This is a genomic window from Sediminibacterium soli (assembly GCF_009939225.1).
GTDB lineage: Bacteria > Bacteroidota > Bacteroidia > Chitinophagales > Chitinophagaceae > Sediminibacterium > Sediminibacterium soli.
The window spans coordinates 1,614,602-1,631,452 of the sequence record NZ_JAACJR010000008.1 but is presented as its reverse complement, the minus strand read 5'-3'; the positions used below and the strand labels follow the sequence as shown (position 1 = coordinate 1,631,452).

The window sequence follows — 16,851 nt, the reverse complement described above, 5'->3', positions numbered from 1 at the left end:
CATAAAAAATAAACAGATGAAAAAGACATTTTTTTTCCTGTTCGTTTTCCTGGGTTTTACATTCAGCGCGCAGTCGCAGCAGCGTTATGCCATCATCGATACCAAGTATATACTCAATAAGATACCCGAGTACCGCGATGCCGACAAAAAACTGCAGCTGATAGGCGAGCAGTGGCAGAAAGAGATCGATGACAAACAGGCCGCACTCGATAAGATGTACAAAAACTACGAGGCAGAACAGTTCATGCTTACGGATGAGCTGAAGAAAAAAAGAGAGGACGAACTGTTTATCCGCGAAAAAGAGATCCGCGAACTGCAGAAAAAACGGTTTGGCTACGAGGGCGATCTTTTCAAGGAAAGACAAAGGCTTGTTAAACCTTTGCAGGACCGGGTATACAACGCTGTGCAGAAGCTGGCGGTGGCCCGTTCTTATGATTTCATACTGGATAAAAGTGAAGGAATTACCGTTATATTTGCCGACCCCAAGGTAGACAAAAGCGAAGAAGTGATTAAGGAACTGGGGATCAGATAAGTGATCAAACAATCATTATAAACACTCAACTACAATGAAGAAATTTTTATTTGTGTGTGTGGCAGTCGTGGCCAGCATGTTGCTCACCAAGAACACCAATGCGCAGGCAGTTAAGATCGGGTATTTTGATGAGGAAAGCGTTCTTTCCGCTTTTCCCGATATCGCTAAAATAGACTCACTGATCAATATATTCAGAAGGGATTCACTGGGTGGCGAATTCCAGTACCGTATGAGCGAGTTTCAGCGTGCCGACAGCGCTTTCAAAAAAGATTCCGCTGCCCTGCCTGCCAAAGCGCGCGAACTGGCGCTGCAGGATCTTAACCAGAAAAGGTATTACCTCGTAAACTGGAACCAGATCGGCCAGCAGATGAGCGATGCCAAACTGGAGCAGTTGCTCGAGCCCTACCGCAGACGCATTGCCGAGGCAATGAAAGCCGTTGTTGCGGAAGGAAAGTATACCCTGGTGCTGAACCAGGCAGCCCTGGCGCCCGCCTTCTATGCACAGCCTCCGCTCTCGGATAACCTTACCCTGCGTGTGGCCATCAAACTGAAACTGCCTATTCCGAAAGAGGTGGAAGATGCGTTCAGAGCCGCCACAGGCGGTGGTGCGGCACCTGTTAAGAAATAAGTTTTTATCGCTGCAATATTGTAAAGCGCCCCGTGCATACCACGGGGCGCTTATTTTTGCATATGCAGCTAACAAGTCCCATCGGTGTTTTCGACAGCGGCTATGGCGGTCTGACCGTTCTCAGGGAGATCGTAAAAAAACTTCCGCAATACGATTATCTCTATCTCGGCGACAACGCCCGTGCGCCCTACGGCCCCCGTTCTTTTGATACGGTATACCAGTATACACTCGAATGCGTGCAGTGGTTCTTCAGCCAGGGCTGCGAACTGGTTGTGCTTGCCTGCAATACCGCATCCGCCAAAGCATTACGCACCATCCAGCAAAAAGACCTGCCGCGTATAGATCCTTCCAAAAGGGTGCTGGGTGTGATCAGACCAACCACGGAGATCATCGGCAACTATTCCCAGACACAGGAGGTCGGCATACTCGGAACCAGCGGAACCGTGCAGAGCGGCAGTTACCCGATAGAGATTGAGAAATTCTTCCCCGATCTCAAAGTGTACCAGGAAGCCTGCCCCATGTGGGTGCCGCTGGTAGAAAATAATGAATATGATAAACCCGGTGCGGACTATTTTATCAGGCAGCATATTGATCAGTTAATGGGACAGTCAGGGCAGATCGATACCGTACTGCTGGCCTGTACACACTATCCGCTGCTGATCGACAAGATCCGTAAAACCCTGCCGCCAGGCACCCAGATCGTGTCGCAGGGAAATATTGTTGCCGACAGTCTTGCCGATTACCTGCAGCGGCATCCGGGAATGGAACGGAAAATAAGCCGCGGGGCGGGCCGGGTATTCTATACAACCGATTCCACCGCCGATTTCGATAATCATGCAGCTGTTTTCTTCGGGGAGCCGGTGCATTCGCTTCACCTGGATCTGTCAAAGGGATGAACAGTCCCTTGGTTTTTCTTACAGCTTTAGGGTTGGAATTTTTTCAACACAGAGGCACCGAGATACAGAGGATCACAGAGGTTTTTCCGTGTATTCTACGTTCTTTACTTAACCAAATATCTTTTATTCAGAGTGCCATCAGGATTGGTTGGTAGGGGTTGTTGTCATTTAACAATGGCAAACATTCTGGCCACAATTTTGGAGCGAATAATGTTTATGCAGGCCATCGGGGTCTTGCCTTCAGCAATGCGCCGGTGATAATAAAGCTTCGTTTCCGTATCTGTGTTCCTCTGTGGCTCTGTGTTGAAACTGTGTCTCAGTTACCTCCCGGTTTCAATAACCCGCTGGTGGGGATTTTTTCAACACAGGGGCACCGAGATACAGAGGATCACAGAGGGTTTCTCCGTGTATCTCTGTCACTCCGTATCTCTGTGTTAAAAACCGTGTCTACATCCCCTCGTATCCAAAAAATCACTAATAATCAATTAATTATATCACAACACCGGAAAAAATCCCTGTTTTTCTCGGAAGCAATCCTGCTTTTCCCTACCTTTGCCGTCCTTTCACAGGCAGCGGTATGGTGACTGCGGCATTGAAAAGAAATCATATTCCGGTTAGTTTAAAACAAACACAATGAAACGTACATTCCAGCCACATAAGCGTCGTCGTAAAACCGTACATGGTTTCCGTAAGCGTATGCAAACTGCCAATGGCCGCAAGGTTCTGGCAAGCCGCAGGGCGAAAGGTCGCAAGAAACTGACTGTTTCCAGCGAGAAAGGATTGAAATAGTCCGCTTATCAGCGATAAAAAATAATAGCCTCATCGTTTGATGGGGCTTTTTACTTTTGATCATTCATGGCATACACCTACGGAAAAAAAGAAAAGCTGAAAAGCCGCAAGCTGATCGAAGCATTGTTTGCGAAGGGCCGTTCTTTTTCCGCTTTTCCGTTAAAAGTGTTCTTCAGCATACAGCCCGCCGAAAGCGAGGTCGTATTACAGGCCGGTGTGGGGGTGAGTGCGCGTAATTTCCGCAAGGCAACAGACCGGAACCGGATCAAACGCCTGTTACGCGAAGCCTATCGTTTGCAGAAAACGGAATTGCAGGCGGTGGGTGAAAGCCAGCAGAAAAGCCTGGCGCTTTTTTTTCTGTATACCGGAAAAGAAATGCCCGAGGCAAACGTCATACAGGATAAAATGCGCTCAGCGCTCAATAAACTTGCCGAACAGATCAACCGATAAACAGCCGCGGTCTATACCGAAACGGATCATGGTCATCCTGTCCTATCCGTTCATCCTGCTCATTAGACTGTACCAGTACGTTATTTCGCCCGCGTTAGGTCCCAAATGCCGGTTTACGCCCACCTGCTCGCACTATGCAAAAGAAGCGCTGCAAAAACACGGGTTGTTCAGGGGAGGCTGGCTCGCCCTCAAACGCATCAGCCGCTGCCGGCCCGGCGGAGGAGAAGGGTATGATCCGGTACCTTAGGGATTGAGGGATTGTCGATTGCTGATTGGCTTTTCATCGGTGCAGGGAAGGATCCATTGTCAAATCAATCGGCAATCTGCCATTGCCCAATTTTCTCTACTGTTTTTCCCCTACCGTCAGCCCCTCCAGCTTCCCAACCGTTTCCCTGACTTCTTTGATGCTGTAGAACCTGTATACTTCGGGTTCTTTGCCGTCTACTTTGGCGGCGGAGCGCATCTGGTGGTAGGGGCCTACGATCTCTGCATCGGTATTCTCGCTGACGCGGACTGCAGTTTTGGGAAGAAGGAAAAAATTGCGGTTGGCCGCCGATACGTTCTTTCCTTCCAGCAGGAGATGCAATGAATCAATGCGGTGACGGAGCTCGTCCTGCGTCATGGTGGCATTGGCTTTGGAAGGATCTGCATATTTCATGTAAGTGCCGAGTATGGTATCGTTCTTTATATTCACCACGTACAGCCCGTTTTCCCCGAAGCTGGCACTGCCATCGCCTGCAGGCGTTTTCAGTTTGTATTCATAAGTGCCGCCGCCAAGAACAAAGGTTTTCTCGTTATGGCCTGCGCCGTCACCCGCGCTGATGGTTTTGTCGCCGGTGTTGATATCGGCCTCGCCCTTGCTCATAACCACAATTTTTTTTGCGCTGTCGTTACACGAAGCGAGGGCTACAGTCAGCATAATAACGGATAGGGGCAGCAGTTGTTTCATAACGGAATTTGTGCGTTACATGAATAGTTGAATGGATCGTGGTGAGCGAATTGTTCAATCGGCAATCGGCAATCGCCGATTGAACAATGCATGCTCGGACATTTTTATTTTCCGAACCTCTCCGCCACTTTACCCCAGTTCACCACATTCCAGAATGCGGCCAGGTAATCGGCGCGGCGGTTTTGGTATTTCAGGTAGTAAGCATGTTCCCATACGTCCACACCGAGAACAGGTGTGCCTTTTACCTCGGCAACATCCATCAGCGGATTGTCCTGGTTCGGTGTGGAGCTGATTTCCAGCTTGCCGTCTTTTACGATCAGCCAGGCCCAGCCGCTTCCGAAGCGGGTCATACCGGCCTGAGCAAATTTTTCCTTGAATGCATCAAAAGAACCAAATGCGCTGTTGATGGCATCGGCAAGTGCGCCTGAAGGAGCGCCGCCGGCCTGTGCAGCAAGACTTTCCCAGAAGAAAGTATGGTTCCAGTGACCGCCGCCGTTGTTGCGTACGGCAGGACTGATAGAGCCTGCGGCCGCAACCAGTTCTTCGAGTGATTTTCCTTCGTTGGGGGTGCCGGCAATGGCTTTATTGAGATTGTCTACATAAGCCTGGTGGTGCTTATCGTGGTGTATCTGCATGGTGGTTGCATCGATATGCGGTTCCAGCGCATCGTTTGCGTAGGGCAGGGGTGCTAATGTGAATGCCATGATCTTTTCGATTTTAAGATTTGAGAGATCAGCCGGAGATGATTGCCCGGCCGTTGGTGCAGAACAAATTTACTAAGCCTGAACGGATATGTTTCTTACAAAATTTTTTGTTTCTGAAATCGAAAGGCGGGTGGCCGGTATCATCTTCTGGCCCGGAAAAAAGATTTCATCAGGAAAGCGCATTCTTCCTGCAGCACGCCGGTTACCAGTTCTGTTTTCGGGTGAAAAGGCCAGTTGGCTCCGGTAATATGCCGGTAACCGTTTTTTTCGTCGGCCGTGCCGTAAACGATACGCCCGATCTTGCCCCAGTACATGGCACCGCAGCACATCAGACAGGGCTCTACCGTTACATACAGGCTTGCCTCGGGCAGGTATTTTGCCCCCAGGTAATTAAAAGCGGAGGTCAGGGCGATGATCTCGGCATGCGCCGTTGCATCATTAAGCAGTTCCACCTGGTTATGCCCTCTTGCAATGATCCGGTTATCGATCACCACCACCGCGCCCACCGGCACCTCGTCCCGGTCATAGGCAAGCTGTGCTTCTTTCAAAGCCTGCTGCATGAAATGGGTGTCGTTGTGGGGAGGCATGGGGCAAAGATAGGAGAAGCGTGAGTTATCGGTGGTGTGGTGAGTTGTGGACTTTTTTGGAACAAATTATTTAATTTTTCTGAGAGAGACTCAGGCATTCTTTTTTGCGGGCGAAACCAGCCTCGTTTCTCACGGCGGCTCACGGTTTATGTCTACAACGCCTCGTCTTCCCTGATTTTTCAGTGTTGTGGGGGAGCTTGGAGGAGACAGAGACACGGGTTTAACACAGAGACGCGGAGATACAGAGGAACACGGAGAAAACCCTCTGTATCTCCGCGTCTCTGTGTTGAAAAACCCCAACCCAAAGCGATCAGGCGGGAAAGGCACAAAAAAAGCCCCTGCGATCACCCGCAGGAGCTTTCAATAAGTGTGACATGACTACAGTTGTTTCACCATAACATTCTTAAACCATACTTCGTTGCCATGGTCCTGCAATGCAAAATGACCTTTGAAAACCGTTCCGAAATCGGGCCACTGTTTGAACTTGCTGCCGGCGACCATCTGTTTCCAGTTATCATCGCCGTACGCGGTGGTCAAAACCGTTACACCGTTCAGGATAAAATCCAGTTTGCCTTTGTTGCAGATGATCTCTGCCGTATTCCATTCGCCCACCGGTTTTACCACGCCTTCTTTGCCGGCGATAAGGTCGTACAGGTTGCCGGCGCGGTGTTTTTCGATTTTTCCGTCAGGGTGGCCATCGTTATCCAGCACCTGCATTTCGGGGCCGGTATGGTAGGTCTGCCTGTATTTTGCAGAGTCTTCCTGTACCCAGAAGATCAATCCGCTGTTCCCGTTCTTTGCTATTTTCCAGTCGTATTTGAAATGGAAATTCTCATAGCTTTTATCGGTAACAAGATCGTTGGATACTTTGCTGCCGGGTTCTCTTTTGCCCGCAGCATCAAAATAGATGGCGCCATCGGAAACTTTCCAGTTATTGCCCATGGGTTTGTGTCCGTACACATGCCAGCCGTTCAATGTTTTTCCGTCAAATAGAGCTACCCAGTCTGCTTTGGGGGTGCGGCCTGTGAAGCTGCAGGCGATAACTGCTGCTGCTATTACCGCAATCGTTAATGGTTTTCTCATGGGGATTGGTTATTTCAGTAGGAGAATGTATTTCACCATTTGTTTTGCATCGGCTTCACTCAGGGCGGCATGCGGTGTCATGGGTACGCTTCCCCAGTTGCCCTGTCCGCCCTTGATGATCTTTTCGGCCAGCATGGTAATATTGGCATCGGTGTTTTCATACTTGGCCGCCACATCTTTGTAAGCGGGACCCGTAAGTTTTTCGCTTACTTTATGACAGGTAAGACAGTCCGATTTGGCAACCAGTTCCAGTCCTTTCTGGTAATCGGGATTAGATGCCAGTGCATCTGCAGGGGCAGCGGCCGGTGCAGCAGCTGCTTTGTCGGTGGTTGCCTGTTTGTCGTTGCCACCGCCGCAGGCAGTGATCAGAGCCAGCAGGCCAATCGCCACAAAATACTTTTTCAAGGTAGAGGTTTTAAACGTTAACAAGAATGGAGGATCGGAAACGGAACCTCAAATCCGGATGGCTTTTGATCGTTCTGTTTCGTCCCTGCAAGTTAGTTGATTAATTGATTCCCAAAATGCGCTTATTGAAATCTTCATCAGAGCCGGTTCCTGCAAAATCGTCGAAGGCTTTTTCCGTGACTTTGATGATGTGTTTTTTAATAAACGGAGCGCCTTCTGCCGCACCCACTTCGGGGTGTTTGAGCGCGCATTCCCATTCCATCACCGCCCAGCCTTTGTAATTGTAGCCGGCGAGTTTGCTGAATATCGATCCAAAATCCACCTGTCCATCACCCAGCGAGCGGAACCTTCCGGCGCGCTCCACCCAGTTCTGGTATCCGCCGTAGACACCCTGTTTGCCGCTGGCATTGAATTCCGCGTCTTTTACATGGAACATGCGGATGCGTTCGTGGTAATGATCGATATAAGAAAGGTAATCGAGGCACTGTAGTACAAAATGCGACGGATCGTATAAAAGACAGGCGCGGGGGTGATTGTTTACTTTTTCCAGAAACATTTCATAGGTAACACCGTCGTGCAGGTCTTCTCCGGGATGTATCTCGTAACAGAGATCCACGCCGTGTTCATCAAAAACATCCAGTATTGGTTTCCAGCGTTTGGCCAGTTCGGTAAAACCCGTAGCCACCAAACCTGCCGGGCGCTGCGGCCAGGGGTATACGGTATGCCATAACAAAGCGCCGCTGAAGGTGGCATGCGCATCGAGCCCCAGGTTCTGCGATGCCTTAGCTGCATATGCCAGCTGCTGAACGGCCCATTCCGTTCTTGCTTTGGGGTTGTTACGAACGGATTCGGGTGCAAAGCCGTCGAACTGCGCATCGTATGCCGGGTGCACCGCTACCAGCTGTCCCTGTAAATGGGTCGACAGTTCCGTTATCTCCATACCTGCGGCGTTTACGATGCCTTTGATCTCATCGGCATAGGTTTTACTTTCGGCCGCTTTCTGCAGGTCAATGCAGCGGTTGTCCCAGGTAGGCAGCTGCACACCCACAAATCCGAGTGACGCGGCCCATTTGCAGATCGATTCCAAAGAGTTGAACGGCGCTGCATCGCCCATAAACTGCGCCAGGAAAATACCCGGGCCTTTAATAGTAGTCATAAAGAATAATTCAAAAGTCAAAAATCAAAATTCAAAGCCGGCTTCGGCCGGGTTTCGCTATACCACAAAATCCGTCCACTTCTTATCCGATGCCGAAGAAGCCACTACATTGTCGATGAATGCCATGCCGCGAACGCCTTCGTCTGCCGTGGGAAAATCGAGCTGTTCTTTGGTGGCTTCCCTGCCTTCCAGTTTGGCGGTCAGGCTCAGGGCAAAATTGCGGTAGATATTACCGAATGCCTCCAGGTACCCTTCCGGGTGTCCTCCGGGAGTGCGGCAGTTATGTGTGGCATACGTAGAGAGGTGCCCGGTATAGCCCGCGCCGGCACGCAGTATCTGGGTGGGTTTATCAAGCCATTTAACCAGCAGGGTGTTGGGCTCGTGCTGCGCCCATTCTATACCGCCTTTTTCGCCATAGATACGGATCTTTAACGCATTCTCTTCGCCCGCAGCCACCTGCGATGCCATCAATACGCCGGCGGCGCCATTGTTAAAACGCAGCAGCACGTTTCCGTCGTCGTCCAGCGCGCGGCCATCGACCATAATGTTCAGGTCTGCGCAAAGCTGTGTGATCTGCAGTCCGCTGATATATTCCGCAAGATGCGCGGCATGTGTACCGATATCGCCCATACAGCCGCTTTTACCCGAGCGTTTGGGATCGGTTCTCCAGGCCGCCTGCCGGTTGCCTTCGCGCTCGCTTAACTGGCTGAGCCAGCCCTGCGGGTACTCTACCCACACTTTCCTGATCTTGCCGAAGACACCGTCGGCAAACATGGCTTTTGCCTGTTTTACCATGGGGTAGCCGGAATAGGTATGCGTTAAACCAAGCAGCAGCCCGGTCTCTTTCACTTTCTGCCGAAGCTGTTTGGCCTCGTCCAGCGTAAAAGTCATCGGTTTTTCGATGATCACGTGGAAACCGTTGTCAAGCGCGGCCATCGCCGGTGCAAAATGCGCGAAGTTGGGCGTAACGATGGTTACAAAATCCATCCGCTTGTCTGCAGGCAGCTTGCTCTCCTTCTCGATCATTTCTTCAAACGTAAGGTAGATACGGTCTGCCGGCAGGAACAGGGACTCGCCGGAGTCCTGGGCAATCTCGGGGTTGATGCTGAGCGCACCGCAAACAAGTTCGATCAGTCCGTCCATGTTTGCAGCAATACGGTGAATGGCACCGATAAAAGCGTCTTTTCCGCCGCCAACCATTCCCATTCTTAATTTTCGATTCATAGTAAGCTTCTTTTTTAGATATTTTTCAATGAAAATAAGGTTATCATTGTGTCGTGGTGACGCAATAAATGTAAGGAAGATAAAAAAAACCGTAACCGGTGAATTTTATCAATCGGGTTTTAAAAATAAAAAATTACATTTAACCGTCGATTGCTATTTTCTCTTTTTAACCCAAATGCCATATTCTACCGCTATGCAAACCACTCCCCAACGCAACCAGCTGTTTGTTGCCAGCTGTCTGGCCCTGCTGGTTACCTCTTTATCATTCGGAATCCGGGCAGGTATCCTGGAAAGACTGGGTGTCCAGTTCAACCTCGATAACGCCCAACTCGGAACCATTGCTGCTACTGCGTTCTGGGGTTTTCCGCTGGCGGTGATCATCGGTGGTTTCGTAGTGGATATTATCGGTATGAAACGCCTGCTGGCGATCGCCTTCCTGTTTCACCTGGCCGGCATTGTTCTGACCATATTTGCCGGCGGTTACTGGAGCCTGTTCCTTTCCACCCTGCTGGTTGGTATTGCCAACGGCACCGTGGAAGCGGCCTGTAACCCATTAGTGGCCACTGTTTACAGCGATAACAAAACCACCAAGCTCAACCATTTCCATTTATGGTTCCCCGGTGGCATTTTCATAGGCACCCTGATCGTTTATTTCCTCGATAAAGCCGGCGTGGGCTGGCAGGTGCAGGTGGGCCTGATGCTGATCCCCACCCTGCTGTATGGCCTTATGTTCAGCAAACTGCAGTTTCCTGTTACCGAAAGGGTGGCCAGCGGCGTAAGCACGGCCGATATGTACCGCGAGCTGCTCCGCCCCCTGTTCCTGGTCATGATCGTTCTGATGTTCGGAACGGCCATCACCGAGCTGTTCACCGGCCAGTGGATCGATGTACTGCTGAAGAATGTTTCCGACAATGCCATCCTGCTGCTGACCATCGAAACCGGTATCATGGTGATCGGCCGCGGGTTTGCCGGGCCGGTGGTTCATAAATTCTCGCCCACCGGCGTACTGCTGATTTCGGCGGTATTATCGGCCGCGGGTTTATACCTGCTGGGGCATACCACGGGTAACATGCTTTTCGTGGGTGCCATCATTTTCGGCATGGGGGTATGTTATTTCTGGCCCACCATGATCGGGTTTGTGGCCGAGAACCTGCCCAAAACAGGCGCGGTAGGACTGAACCTGATGGGCGGCGCCGGTATGTTTGCCGTTTCGGTATACACCATTTTTATGGGTGGTTATTACGATAAACTGGTTGCCGACAAAACACCGGCGGGCGATACATCGGCAGCGGCGCTGGCGGAAGCAAAAAAAGCGGCCGGTCCCGAGGTACTGAATGCCACGCTGATCATACCGATCGTGTTAACGGTGGCATTTGCCACACTGCTGTTTTATATGCGGTCAAAAAAGATCACCAAGGAAGAGGCAGCACCGATGCTGTAATTATATAACGTTTATTTTTTAATGACATCATGAGCGATCGTCCCAGCAGAAGAAAAGTGATCAGGAACCTTCTTGGCGGTTCGGCGGCTATTGCTGCCGGCACAGGCCTTCAGGCATTTTCAACAAAAAACAATATGGTACCCGAGTATGCCCTGAAAGGCAATATACAGCATTCCGTATGCCGCTGGTGTTTTGGCGATACACCGCTGGAGCAGCTTTGCGCCTTTGCCAAAGAGACCGGCCTGGTGGGCATTGACCTGGTAGGCCCCAAAGACTGGGATACGCTGAAAAAATACGGTCTTATCTCAACCATGTGCAACGGCGCGGAACTGGGACTGACCAAGGGCTGGAACGACAAACAGTACCATGCACAGCTTATCAAAAATTATACGGACCATATAGACCTGGTGGCCAACGCCGGTTTCCGGAACCTGTTCTGTGCCAGCGGAAACCGCAATGGTATGGATGATGAAACAGGACTGAAGAACTGCGTGGAAGGATTGAAACAGATCATCGGCCTGGCAGAGAAAAAAGGCGTGGTGCTGACGATGGAGCTGCTCAACAGCAAGATCGACCACAAAGATTATATGTGCGATCGCACCGCATGGGGCGTGGAACTGTGCAAGCGCATCGGTTCGCCCAATTTCAAACTGCTGTACGATATCTATCATATGCAGATCGATGAAGGTGATGTGATCCGTACGATCAGGAGCTATAACACCTATATCGGGCATTACCATACCGCAGGCGTTCCCGGAAGACACGAGATAGACGAAACACAGGAACTGTATTACCCCGCCATCATCAAGGCGATCGTTGCCACAGGATTTACCGGTTACCTGGCGCAGGAATTTATTCCCACGGCGGCAGACAAACTCGGTTCCCTGAAAAAAGCGGTCATGATATGCGATGTGTAGAAAGACCATAGCCGAACCTGTGTAACGCGGATTTTATCTTCAGATTCTCCTAACAACCAACTATAAAAAACAAACAACATGGCCGACCAAACTTATGACGCGATCGTTGTCGGTTCAGGTATCAGTGGCGGCTGGGCCGCCAAAGAGCTTGCTGAAAAAGGGCTCAAGGTATTGATGCTGGAACGCGGACGTAACATCGAACACGTAAAGGATTACGTGAATGCCAACAAGGAAGCATGGGACTACCCGCACCGCGGCAGAAGAACGCAGCAGATGATCAACGATTATCCTGTGCTGAAACGTGACTATCCGCTCAACGAAACCAACCTGGACTACTGGGTGGACGAAAAAGAGAGTCCGTATACCGAGGTAAAACGTTACGACTGGTTCCGTGGGTACCATGTAGGCGGACGTTCGCTGATGTGGGGCCGCCAGAGCTATCGCTGGAGCGATTTTGATTTTGAAGCGAATGCAAAAGACGGTATCGCTGTTGACTGGCCGGTTCGTTATAAGGAAATAGCGCCCTGGTACGACTATGTGGAAAAATTTGCGGGTATCAGCGGTAACCGCGATGGCCTGTCGCAGTTGCCCGACGGCCAGTTTCTGCCGCCGATGGATCTGAACTGCGTTGAAAAGGATACGGCAGCAAGACTGAAAGAATATTACAAAGGAGTGCGCTCCATGATCATTGGCCGCACAGCCAACATCACGGTTGCACACGAGGGAAGAACCGCCTGCCAGTTCCGTAACAAATGCTGGCTGGGTTGTCCGTTCGGCGCTTATTTCAGCACGCAGTCTTCTACGCTGCCCGCGGCGATGAAAACAGGTAACCTTACCCTTCGCCCCTGGTCTATCGTAACCAAGGTATTGTACGATAAAGACAAAAAACGCGCAACAGGTGTAGAGGTGCTGGATGCAGAGACCAACAAGACCTATGTATACAATGCAAAGATCGTTTTCCTCAACGCATCTACTTTCAACTCTACCTGGATACTGATGAACTCTGCCACCGATGTATGGCCCGATGGTTTGGGCAGCAGCAGCGGTGAGCTGGGTCATAACGTGATGGACCACCACCTCGGTGTGGGTGCCAGCGGTAAGATAGACGGGTATGAAGACAAATACTATTTCGGCCGTCGCGCCAACGGTTTCTATATACCCCGTTACCGCAACCTGTTTGGCGACAAACGCGACTACCTGCGTGGTTTCGGTTACCAGGGAAGCGCCAGCCGCCAGGGCTGGAGCCGTGATATTCCGGAAGTGGCCATCGGCGGTGCATTCAAAGACGCACTTACAGAACCCGGCGGATGGAGCATCGGTATGGGAGGCTTTGGAGAGATCCTGCCCGATCACGCCAATAAGATCACGCTGGACAAGACCAAGAAAGACAAATGGGGTTTGAACGTTCTTTCCTTTGATGCCGAACTCAAGGAAAACGAGAAAAAAATGCGCGTGGATATGCAGCGCGATGCCGAGGAAATGCTTACCGCCATCGGTGCAAAAGACGTACGCGGTTACGAAGGCAATGGTGTACAGGGACGCGGTATCCACGAAATGGGTACGGCACGTATAGGCGCCGATCCCAAAACATCCGTGGTGAACAAGTTCAACCAGGTATGGGATGCCCCCAATGTATACATTACCGATGGATCGTTTATGGCTTCGGCAGCCTGTGTGAACCCTTCGCTTACTTATATGGCGTTCACCGCAAGGGCCGTAGACCATGCCGTATCCGAACTGAAAAAAATGAATTTATAAGATGAACGGCAGCGGTGAACAATGAGTGCATGCACTCATTGCTCACCGCTTAACCGCCATCATTCACCTCAAAAACAAAACGCTATGAATAGAAGAGAAGCCATTTCCAGCGTAGCCCTGCTACTGGGTGGCACCATACTGGGTGCGGAAGCCTTTCTTTCCGGTTGTAAAACAAAAACCGGGGCTGGCACCACATTCACTCCCGATGAGATCGCTTACCTCGATGAGATCGCTGAAACGATCCTGCCTGCCACCAGCACACCCGGCGCCAAAGATGCCAAGGTGGGCGAATTCATGACGGTGTGGGTACGCGACTGCTACGAGGAAAAAGACCAGAAGATATTCCGCGAAGGAATGGACAAGCTGAATGAAGCTGCCAAGAAAAAAAGCGGCAAATCATTCATGGAAAGCAGTCCCACAGAACGCCACGACCTGCTGGTAGCGCTGGATGCAGAAACCAAAGCCTACCAGAAGAGCAAAAAGAAAGAAGATCCGAACCACTATTTCCGTATGATGAAGGAAATGACCATGCTCGGCTTCTTTACCTCCGAGGCGGGTGCCACCAAGGCACTGCGCTATGTTGCCGTACCGGGTAAGTACGAAGGCTGTATTCCTTATAAAAAAGGAGACAAAGCCTGGGCAACCTAGAACACGGTTAATCAACCGCCGGCACCTGGTTTGCAAAGCTGCTGTGGCCAGATCGTGTGCAAGAAGCAGGCGGAAGTTCCGGGTGCGGGTTATCGGATTGCCAATTAACAATTGCCGGCGGCAATTGGCATGATGCTTTCATTTACATAACAAACCATCGTATTATGGGTAACAGAAGAGATTTTTTAAAAACAGGCACATTTGCGGCACTGGGACTGAGCCTGCCTTTCAGGGGAGAGTCTGCTTTGTGGGAAGCCAATTACAAAAAGCTTTCCGCATTCGGCATCCAGTTATGGACCGTAAGGGAGGATTTGGGTAAGGATGCCAAAGCCACCCTGAAAAAACTTTCCGAATATGGCTACAAACAGATCGAAAGTTTTGAAGGCAGGGGCGGGATGTTCTGGGGACTGGGTCATACCGGTTTCAAATCCTATATGGATGAACTGGGAATGAAGATCATTTCCTCTCATTGCGACTACACGAAAGACTTTGAAAGAAAAGCAGCCGAAGCGGCGGAGATCGGTATGAAGTACCTGATCTGCCCTTACAAAGGGCCGCAGAAATCCATAGACGATTTCAAACGTTTTGCGGATGAATTCAACAAAGCCGGTGAAACCTGCAAAAAGAACGGCATCCGTTTCGCGTATCATAACCACGACTACTCCTTTAAACCCATCAACGGCGAAGTTCCCCAGGATGTGATGATGAAGGGCACGGATAAAGACCTGGTGGATTTTGAAATGGATATTTACTGGGTGGTGGCTGCAGGAGAAGACCCGAAGGCATGGTTCAGGAAATACCCGCATCGCTTTAAGTTATGCCATGTAAAAGACCTTGGCAAAACCGCGAAAGGCCATGAATCCGTTCACCTGGGCAAGGGTACGATCGATTTCAAATCCATACTGAAAGCCGGTAAGGACAAAGGATTGAAATATTATATCGTAGAGCAGGAAGTGTTCACCGGAAGCAACCCGCTGGACAGTGCCATGGAAGACGCTAAGTATATGAAGGCGCTCAGCATCTGAGACCGGAAGGATATGTAAAAAAGAAAGCTGTTCCATTTGGAACAGCTTTCTTTTTTTGTGAACGCCGGCCGTACAACCGGCCTGCGATGTTTTATACGCCAAGGCTGTATCCTTCGCGATAAGTACGTTTTACGAACTGGTTGGCTTCGTCAAAGTTGGTGATGCGCATGTTCGGTCCGTCCCACAGGAGCTTGATATTTCTTCCCGGATAGGTTTTGCGGTTGTTAGCACCCATGCGAACGATATTGTAACTGCGTATCGCCAGGTTGCCCATCAGCACGCTTTCGGTAAGCGGGCCTGCGATATCAAAATTAGAGCTGAGGTTCTTTGCTTGTTCGGAACCATATCCCGCCATGGCGCCTTCTACCCAGGCGGCATAGTGGCCATTGTCGCCTTTGGGTACACGCGCCACGGTCTGCGGCACTACGGTTTCTTTGCTGCGCGAAGTGGGCAATAACTGCGGATTGATACCGTAGGTGCCGCACATCATCTTGCCTTTGGAGCCCAGGAAGATCGCGCCATTGCCGCCATCGCCCATCATTTCGTTTGCGCCGAGCTCTTCCGGACGATCGGGCTGGATACCACCGTCCATCCAGTGCAGCTTTACATCGGGTTTGCCATTGACACCTTTGAAAGTAAGGGTGATGGAAGATGAAACAGGACCTGAATCGGGATAGTCGCCGCGGGTCCAGTTCTCGATATAAGGCGTAGCCACACTGCATTCTGCAGCCACGGGATAACCCAATCCCAGCACGGCAAATGCAGGCGCCATAATATGACAGGCCATATCGCCCAGTGCGCCGGTACCATAATCCCACCAGCCGCGCCAGTTGAACGGAACCAGCTTGGGGGCATACTCACGGTAAGGAGCCGTGCCCAGCCATAGATTCCAGTCTAATTCGGAAGGAACCGGCGGTTTTTCCGTTGACCAGGGAATTCCCTGCGGCCAAACGGGCCGGTCGGTATAGCAATAAATGGTGTGCACATCACCGATCACGCCGGCATTGTACCAGTCCTGCAACTGGCGCACACCATCGCCCGAAGCGCCCTGGTTACCCATCTGGGTTACCACTTTGTAGCGGTGCGCCGCCTCGGTGAGTTTGCGGGCTTCGTAAATATCGTGTGTAAGCGGTTTCTGTATGTATACGTGTTTGCCCAGCTGCATCGCGGCCATACCGATTACAGCATGCATGTGGTCGGGTGTTGATACAGAACAGGCATCGAAATTCTTGTGCTCTTTATCCAGCATCTCGCGGTAATCCCTGTACAGCTTGGCTTTGGGATAGCGTTCAACACTTTTTTTGATCTGGCGTGTATCCACATCGCAGAGAAAAGCTACCTCGGCTTTTCCACTCTGGTAAAAATTCCAGAGATCGCTCTCGCCTTTGCCACCTGCGCCAATACCGGCGACGATGAGTTTATCACTTGGGGCGGTATACCCCCTTCCCAATACATTTCTGGGAACGATGTAAAAGCCGGCGGCGGCCAGGGCAGTGTTCCGGATAAATGATCTTCTTGAATCTCCTTTTTGCTCAGGAGTGGGTTTGTTTTTTTTCATTGACTGAATGGTTAGCGATGGAAGTTTGCAATCAGGGTATGAATTTATCGCTTTGCTTTAACCTGACAAAACGAAAACGGGATAATCTCGCTAAAGATTAT

Annotated in this window: 19 protein-coding genes; 11 read left to right on the top strand and 8 right to left on the bottom strand. The window is 50.7% G+C overall.

Features of this window, described 5'->3' with window-relative positions; all coding sequences use genetic code 11:
- Positions 1–16: 16 nt before the first annotated feature.
- The 6 genes from GWC94_RS14115 to yidD all read left to right on the top strand — a co-directional run bounded on the left by GWC94_RS14115 (position 17) and on the right by yidD (position 3,542).
- Positions 17–532 carry an OmpH family outer membrane protein gene (locus GWC94_RS14115; protein ID WP_161835651.1) on the top strand — a complete coding sequence of 172 codons (516 nt, stop codon included), beginning with the start codon at positions 17–19 and terminating at the stop codon, positions 530–532.
- Positions 533–566: 34 nt separating this feature from the next.
- Positions 567–1,160, top strand: coding sequence for an OmpH family outer membrane protein (locus GWC94_RS14110; RefSeq protein ID WP_161835650.1), 594 nt, complete (start codon positions 567–569; stop codon positions 1,158–1,160).
- A 62-nt stretch (positions 1,161–1,222) separates the two neighbouring features.
- Positions 1,223–2,056 (top strand): glutamate racemase, encoded by an 834-nt coding sequence (murI, locus tag GWC94_RS14105; RefSeq protein ID WP_161835649.1) that lies wholly within the window; start codon positions 1,223–1,225, stop codon positions 2,054–2,056.
- Positions 2,057–2,689: 633 nt separating this feature from the next.
- Entirely contained in the window at positions 2,690–2,845 is a 156-nt protein-coding gene (gene rpmH, locus GWC94_RS14100) for a 50S ribosomal protein L34 (RefSeq protein WP_161835648.1), read from the top strand.
- A gap of 66 nt (positions 2,846–2,911) precedes the next feature.
- On the top strand, positions 2,912–3,295 hold the full coding sequence (rnpA, locus tag GWC94_RS14095) for a ribonuclease P protein component (protein WP_161835647.1): 384 nt from the start codon (positions 2,912–2,914) through the stop codon (positions 3,293–3,295).
- A gap of 28 nt (positions 3,296–3,323) precedes the next feature.
- Positions 3,324–3,542 carry a membrane protein insertion efficiency factor YidD gene (gene yidD / locus GWC94_RS14090; RefSeq protein ID WP_161835646.1) on the top strand — a complete coding sequence of 73 codons (219 nt, stop codon included), beginning with the start codon at positions 3,324–3,326 and terminating at the stop codon, positions 3,540–3,542.
- Positions 3,543–3,638: 96 nt separating this feature from the next.
- On the opposite strand, the gene GWC94_RS14085 is transcribed toward yidD, so the two are convergent.
- The 7 genes from GWC94_RS14085 to GWC94_RS14055 form a co-directional block, all read right to left on the bottom strand.
- Positions 3,639–4,244 (bottom strand): hypothetical protein, encoded by a 606-nt coding sequence (locus GWC94_RS14085; RefSeq protein WP_161835645.1) that lies wholly within the window; start codon positions 4,242–4,244, stop codon positions 3,639–3,641.
- Positions 4,245–4,348: 104 nt separating this feature from the next.
- Entirely contained in the window at positions 4,349–4,948 is a 600-nt protein-coding gene (locus tag GWC94_RS14080) for a superoxide dismutase (protein WP_161835644.1), read from the bottom strand.
- A 140-nt stretch (positions 4,949–5,088) separates the two neighbouring features.
- Positions 5,089–5,535 carry a nucleoside deaminase gene (locus tag GWC94_RS14075; RefSeq protein ID WP_161835643.1) on the bottom strand — a complete coding sequence of 149 codons (447 nt, stop codon included), beginning with the start codon at positions 5,533–5,535 and terminating at the stop codon, positions 5,089–5,091.
- A 378-nt stretch (positions 5,536–5,913) separates the two neighbouring features.
- Complete coding sequence (locus GWC94_RS14070) at positions 5,914–6,618, bottom strand: 3-keto-disaccharide hydrolase (protein WP_161835642.1); 705 nt, start codon at positions 6,616–6,618, stop codon at positions 5,914–5,916.
- Positions 6,619–6,627: 9 nt separating this feature from the next.
- Complete coding sequence (locus GWC94_RS14065) at positions 6,628–7,023, bottom strand: c-type cytochrome (RefSeq protein ID WP_161835641.1); 396 nt, start codon at positions 7,021–7,023, stop codon at positions 6,628–6,630.
- A 100-nt stretch (positions 7,024–7,123) separates the two neighbouring features.
- Complete coding sequence (locus GWC94_RS14060; protein ID WP_161835640.1) at positions 7,124–8,179, bottom strand: sugar phosphate isomerase/epimerase family protein; 1,056 nt, start codon at positions 8,177–8,179, stop codon at positions 7,124–7,126.
- Between the two features lie 57 nt (positions 8,180–8,236).
- Positions 8,237–9,403 (bottom strand): Gfo/Idh/MocA family protein, encoded by a 1,167-nt coding sequence (locus GWC94_RS14055; protein ID WP_161835639.1) that lies wholly within the window; start codon positions 9,401–9,403, stop codon positions 8,237–8,239.
- A 193-nt stretch (positions 9,404–9,596) separates the two neighbouring features.
- Here GWC94_RS14055 and GWC94_RS14050 point away from each other — a divergent pair, with 193 nt between their 5' ends.
- The 5 genes from GWC94_RS14050 to GWC94_RS14030 all read left to right on the top strand — a co-directional run bounded on the left by GWC94_RS14050 (position 9,597) and on the right by GWC94_RS14030 (position 15,192).
- Entirely contained in the window at positions 9,597–10,844 is a 1,248-nt protein-coding gene (locus tag GWC94_RS14050; protein ID WP_161835638.1) for an MFS transporter, read from the top strand.
- A 29-nt stretch (positions 10,845–10,873) separates the two neighbouring features.
- Positions 10,874–11,761 carry a hydroxypyruvate isomerase family protein gene (locus tag GWC94_RS14045; protein WP_161835637.1) on the top strand — a complete coding sequence of 296 codons (888 nt, stop codon included), beginning with the start codon at positions 10,874–10,876 and terminating at the stop codon, positions 11,759–11,761.
- 78 nt (positions 11,762–11,839) lie between these two features.
- Positions 11,840–13,519: a GMC oxidoreductase gene (locus GWC94_RS14040; protein WP_161835636.1), complete on the top strand. Its 1,680-nt coding sequence runs from the start codon at positions 11,840–11,842 to the stop codon at positions 13,517–13,519.
- Positions 13,520–13,603: 84 nt separating this feature from the next.
- Complete coding sequence (locus GWC94_RS14035; RefSeq protein WP_161835635.1) at positions 13,604–14,167, top strand: gluconate 2-dehydrogenase subunit 3 family protein; 564 nt, start codon at positions 13,604–13,606, stop codon at positions 14,165–14,167.
- Positions 14,168–14,331: 164 nt separating this feature from the next.
- Entirely contained in the window at positions 14,332–15,192 is an 861-nt protein-coding gene (locus GWC94_RS14030) for a sugar phosphate isomerase/epimerase family protein (RefSeq protein WP_161835634.1), read from the top strand.
- Between the two features lie 91 nt (positions 15,193–15,283).
- Here the strand turns inward: GWC94_RS14030 and GWC94_RS14025 are convergent, their stop codons facing one another.
- Positions 15,284–16,750 carry a Gfo/Idh/MocA family protein gene (locus GWC94_RS14025; RefSeq protein ID WP_161835633.1) on the bottom strand — a complete coding sequence of 489 codons (1,467 nt, stop codon included), beginning with the start codon at positions 16,748–16,750 and terminating at the stop codon, positions 15,284–15,286.
- Positions 16,751–16,851 lie beyond the last annotated feature (101 nt).

Coding starts and splice junctions, on each gene's coding strand:
- GWC94_RS14115 (WP_161835651.1), top strand. CDS start 17: ATGAAAAAGACATTTTTTTTCCTGTTCGTTTTCCTGGGTTTTACATTC.
- GWC94_RS14110 (WP_161835650.1), top strand. CDS start 567: ATGAAGAAATTTTTATTTGTGTGTGTGGCAGTCGTGGCCAGCATGTTG.
- murI (WP_161835649.1), top strand. CDS start 1,223: ATGCAGCTAACAAGTCCCATCGGTGTTTTCGACAGCGGCTATGGCGGT.
- rpmH (WP_161835648.1), top strand. CDS start 2,690: ATGAAACGTACATTCCAGCCACATAAGCGTCGTCGTAAAACCGTACAT.
- rnpA (WP_161835647.1), top strand. CDS start 2,912: ATGGCATACACCTACGGAAAAAAAGAAAAGCTGAAAAGCCGCAAGCTG.
- yidD (WP_161835646.1), top strand. CDS start 3,324: ATGGTCATCCTGTCCTATCCGTTCATCCTGCTCATTAGACTGTACCAG.
- GWC94_RS14085 (WP_161835645.1), bottom strand. CDS start 4,244: ATGAAACAACTGCTGCCCCTATCCGTTATTATGCTGACTGTAGCCCTC.
- GWC94_RS14080 (WP_161835644.1), bottom strand. CDS start 4,948: ATGGCATTCACATTAGCACCCCTGCCCTACGCAAACGATGCGCTGGAA.
- GWC94_RS14075 (WP_161835643.1), bottom strand. CDS start 5,535: ATGCCTCCCCACAACGACACCCATTTCATGCAGCAGGCTTTGAAAGAA.
- GWC94_RS14070 (WP_161835642.1), bottom strand. CDS start 6,618: ATGAGAAAACCATTAACGATTGCGGTAATAGCAGCAGCAGTTATCGCC.
- GWC94_RS14060 (WP_161835640.1), bottom strand. CDS start 8,179: ATGACTACTATTAAAGGCCCGGGTATTTTCCTGGCGCAGTTTATGGGC.
- GWC94_RS14055 (WP_161835639.1), bottom strand. CDS start 9,403: ATGAATCGAAAATTAAGAATGGGAATGGTTGGCGGCGGAAAAGACGCT.
- GWC94_RS14050 (WP_161835638.1), top strand. CDS start 9,597: ATGCAAACCACTCCCCAACGCAACCAGCTGTTTGTTGCCAGCTGTCTG.
- GWC94_RS14045 (WP_161835637.1), top strand. CDS start 10,874: ATGAGCGATCGTCCCAGCAGAAGAAAAGTGATCAGGAACCTTCTTGGC.
- GWC94_RS14040 (WP_161835636.1), top strand. CDS start 11,840: ATGGCCGACCAAACTTATGACGCGATCGTTGTCGGTTCAGGTATCAGT.
- GWC94_RS14035 (WP_161835635.1), top strand. CDS start 13,604: ATGAATAGAAGAGAAGCCATTTCCAGCGTAGCCCTGCTACTGGGTGGC.
- GWC94_RS14030 (WP_161835634.1), top strand. CDS start 14,332: ATGGGTAACAGAAGAGATTTTTTAAAAACAGGCACATTTGCGGCACTG.
- GWC94_RS14025 (WP_161835633.1), bottom strand. CDS start 16,750: ATGAAAAAAAACAAACCCACTCCTGAGCAAAAAGGAGATTCAAGAAGA.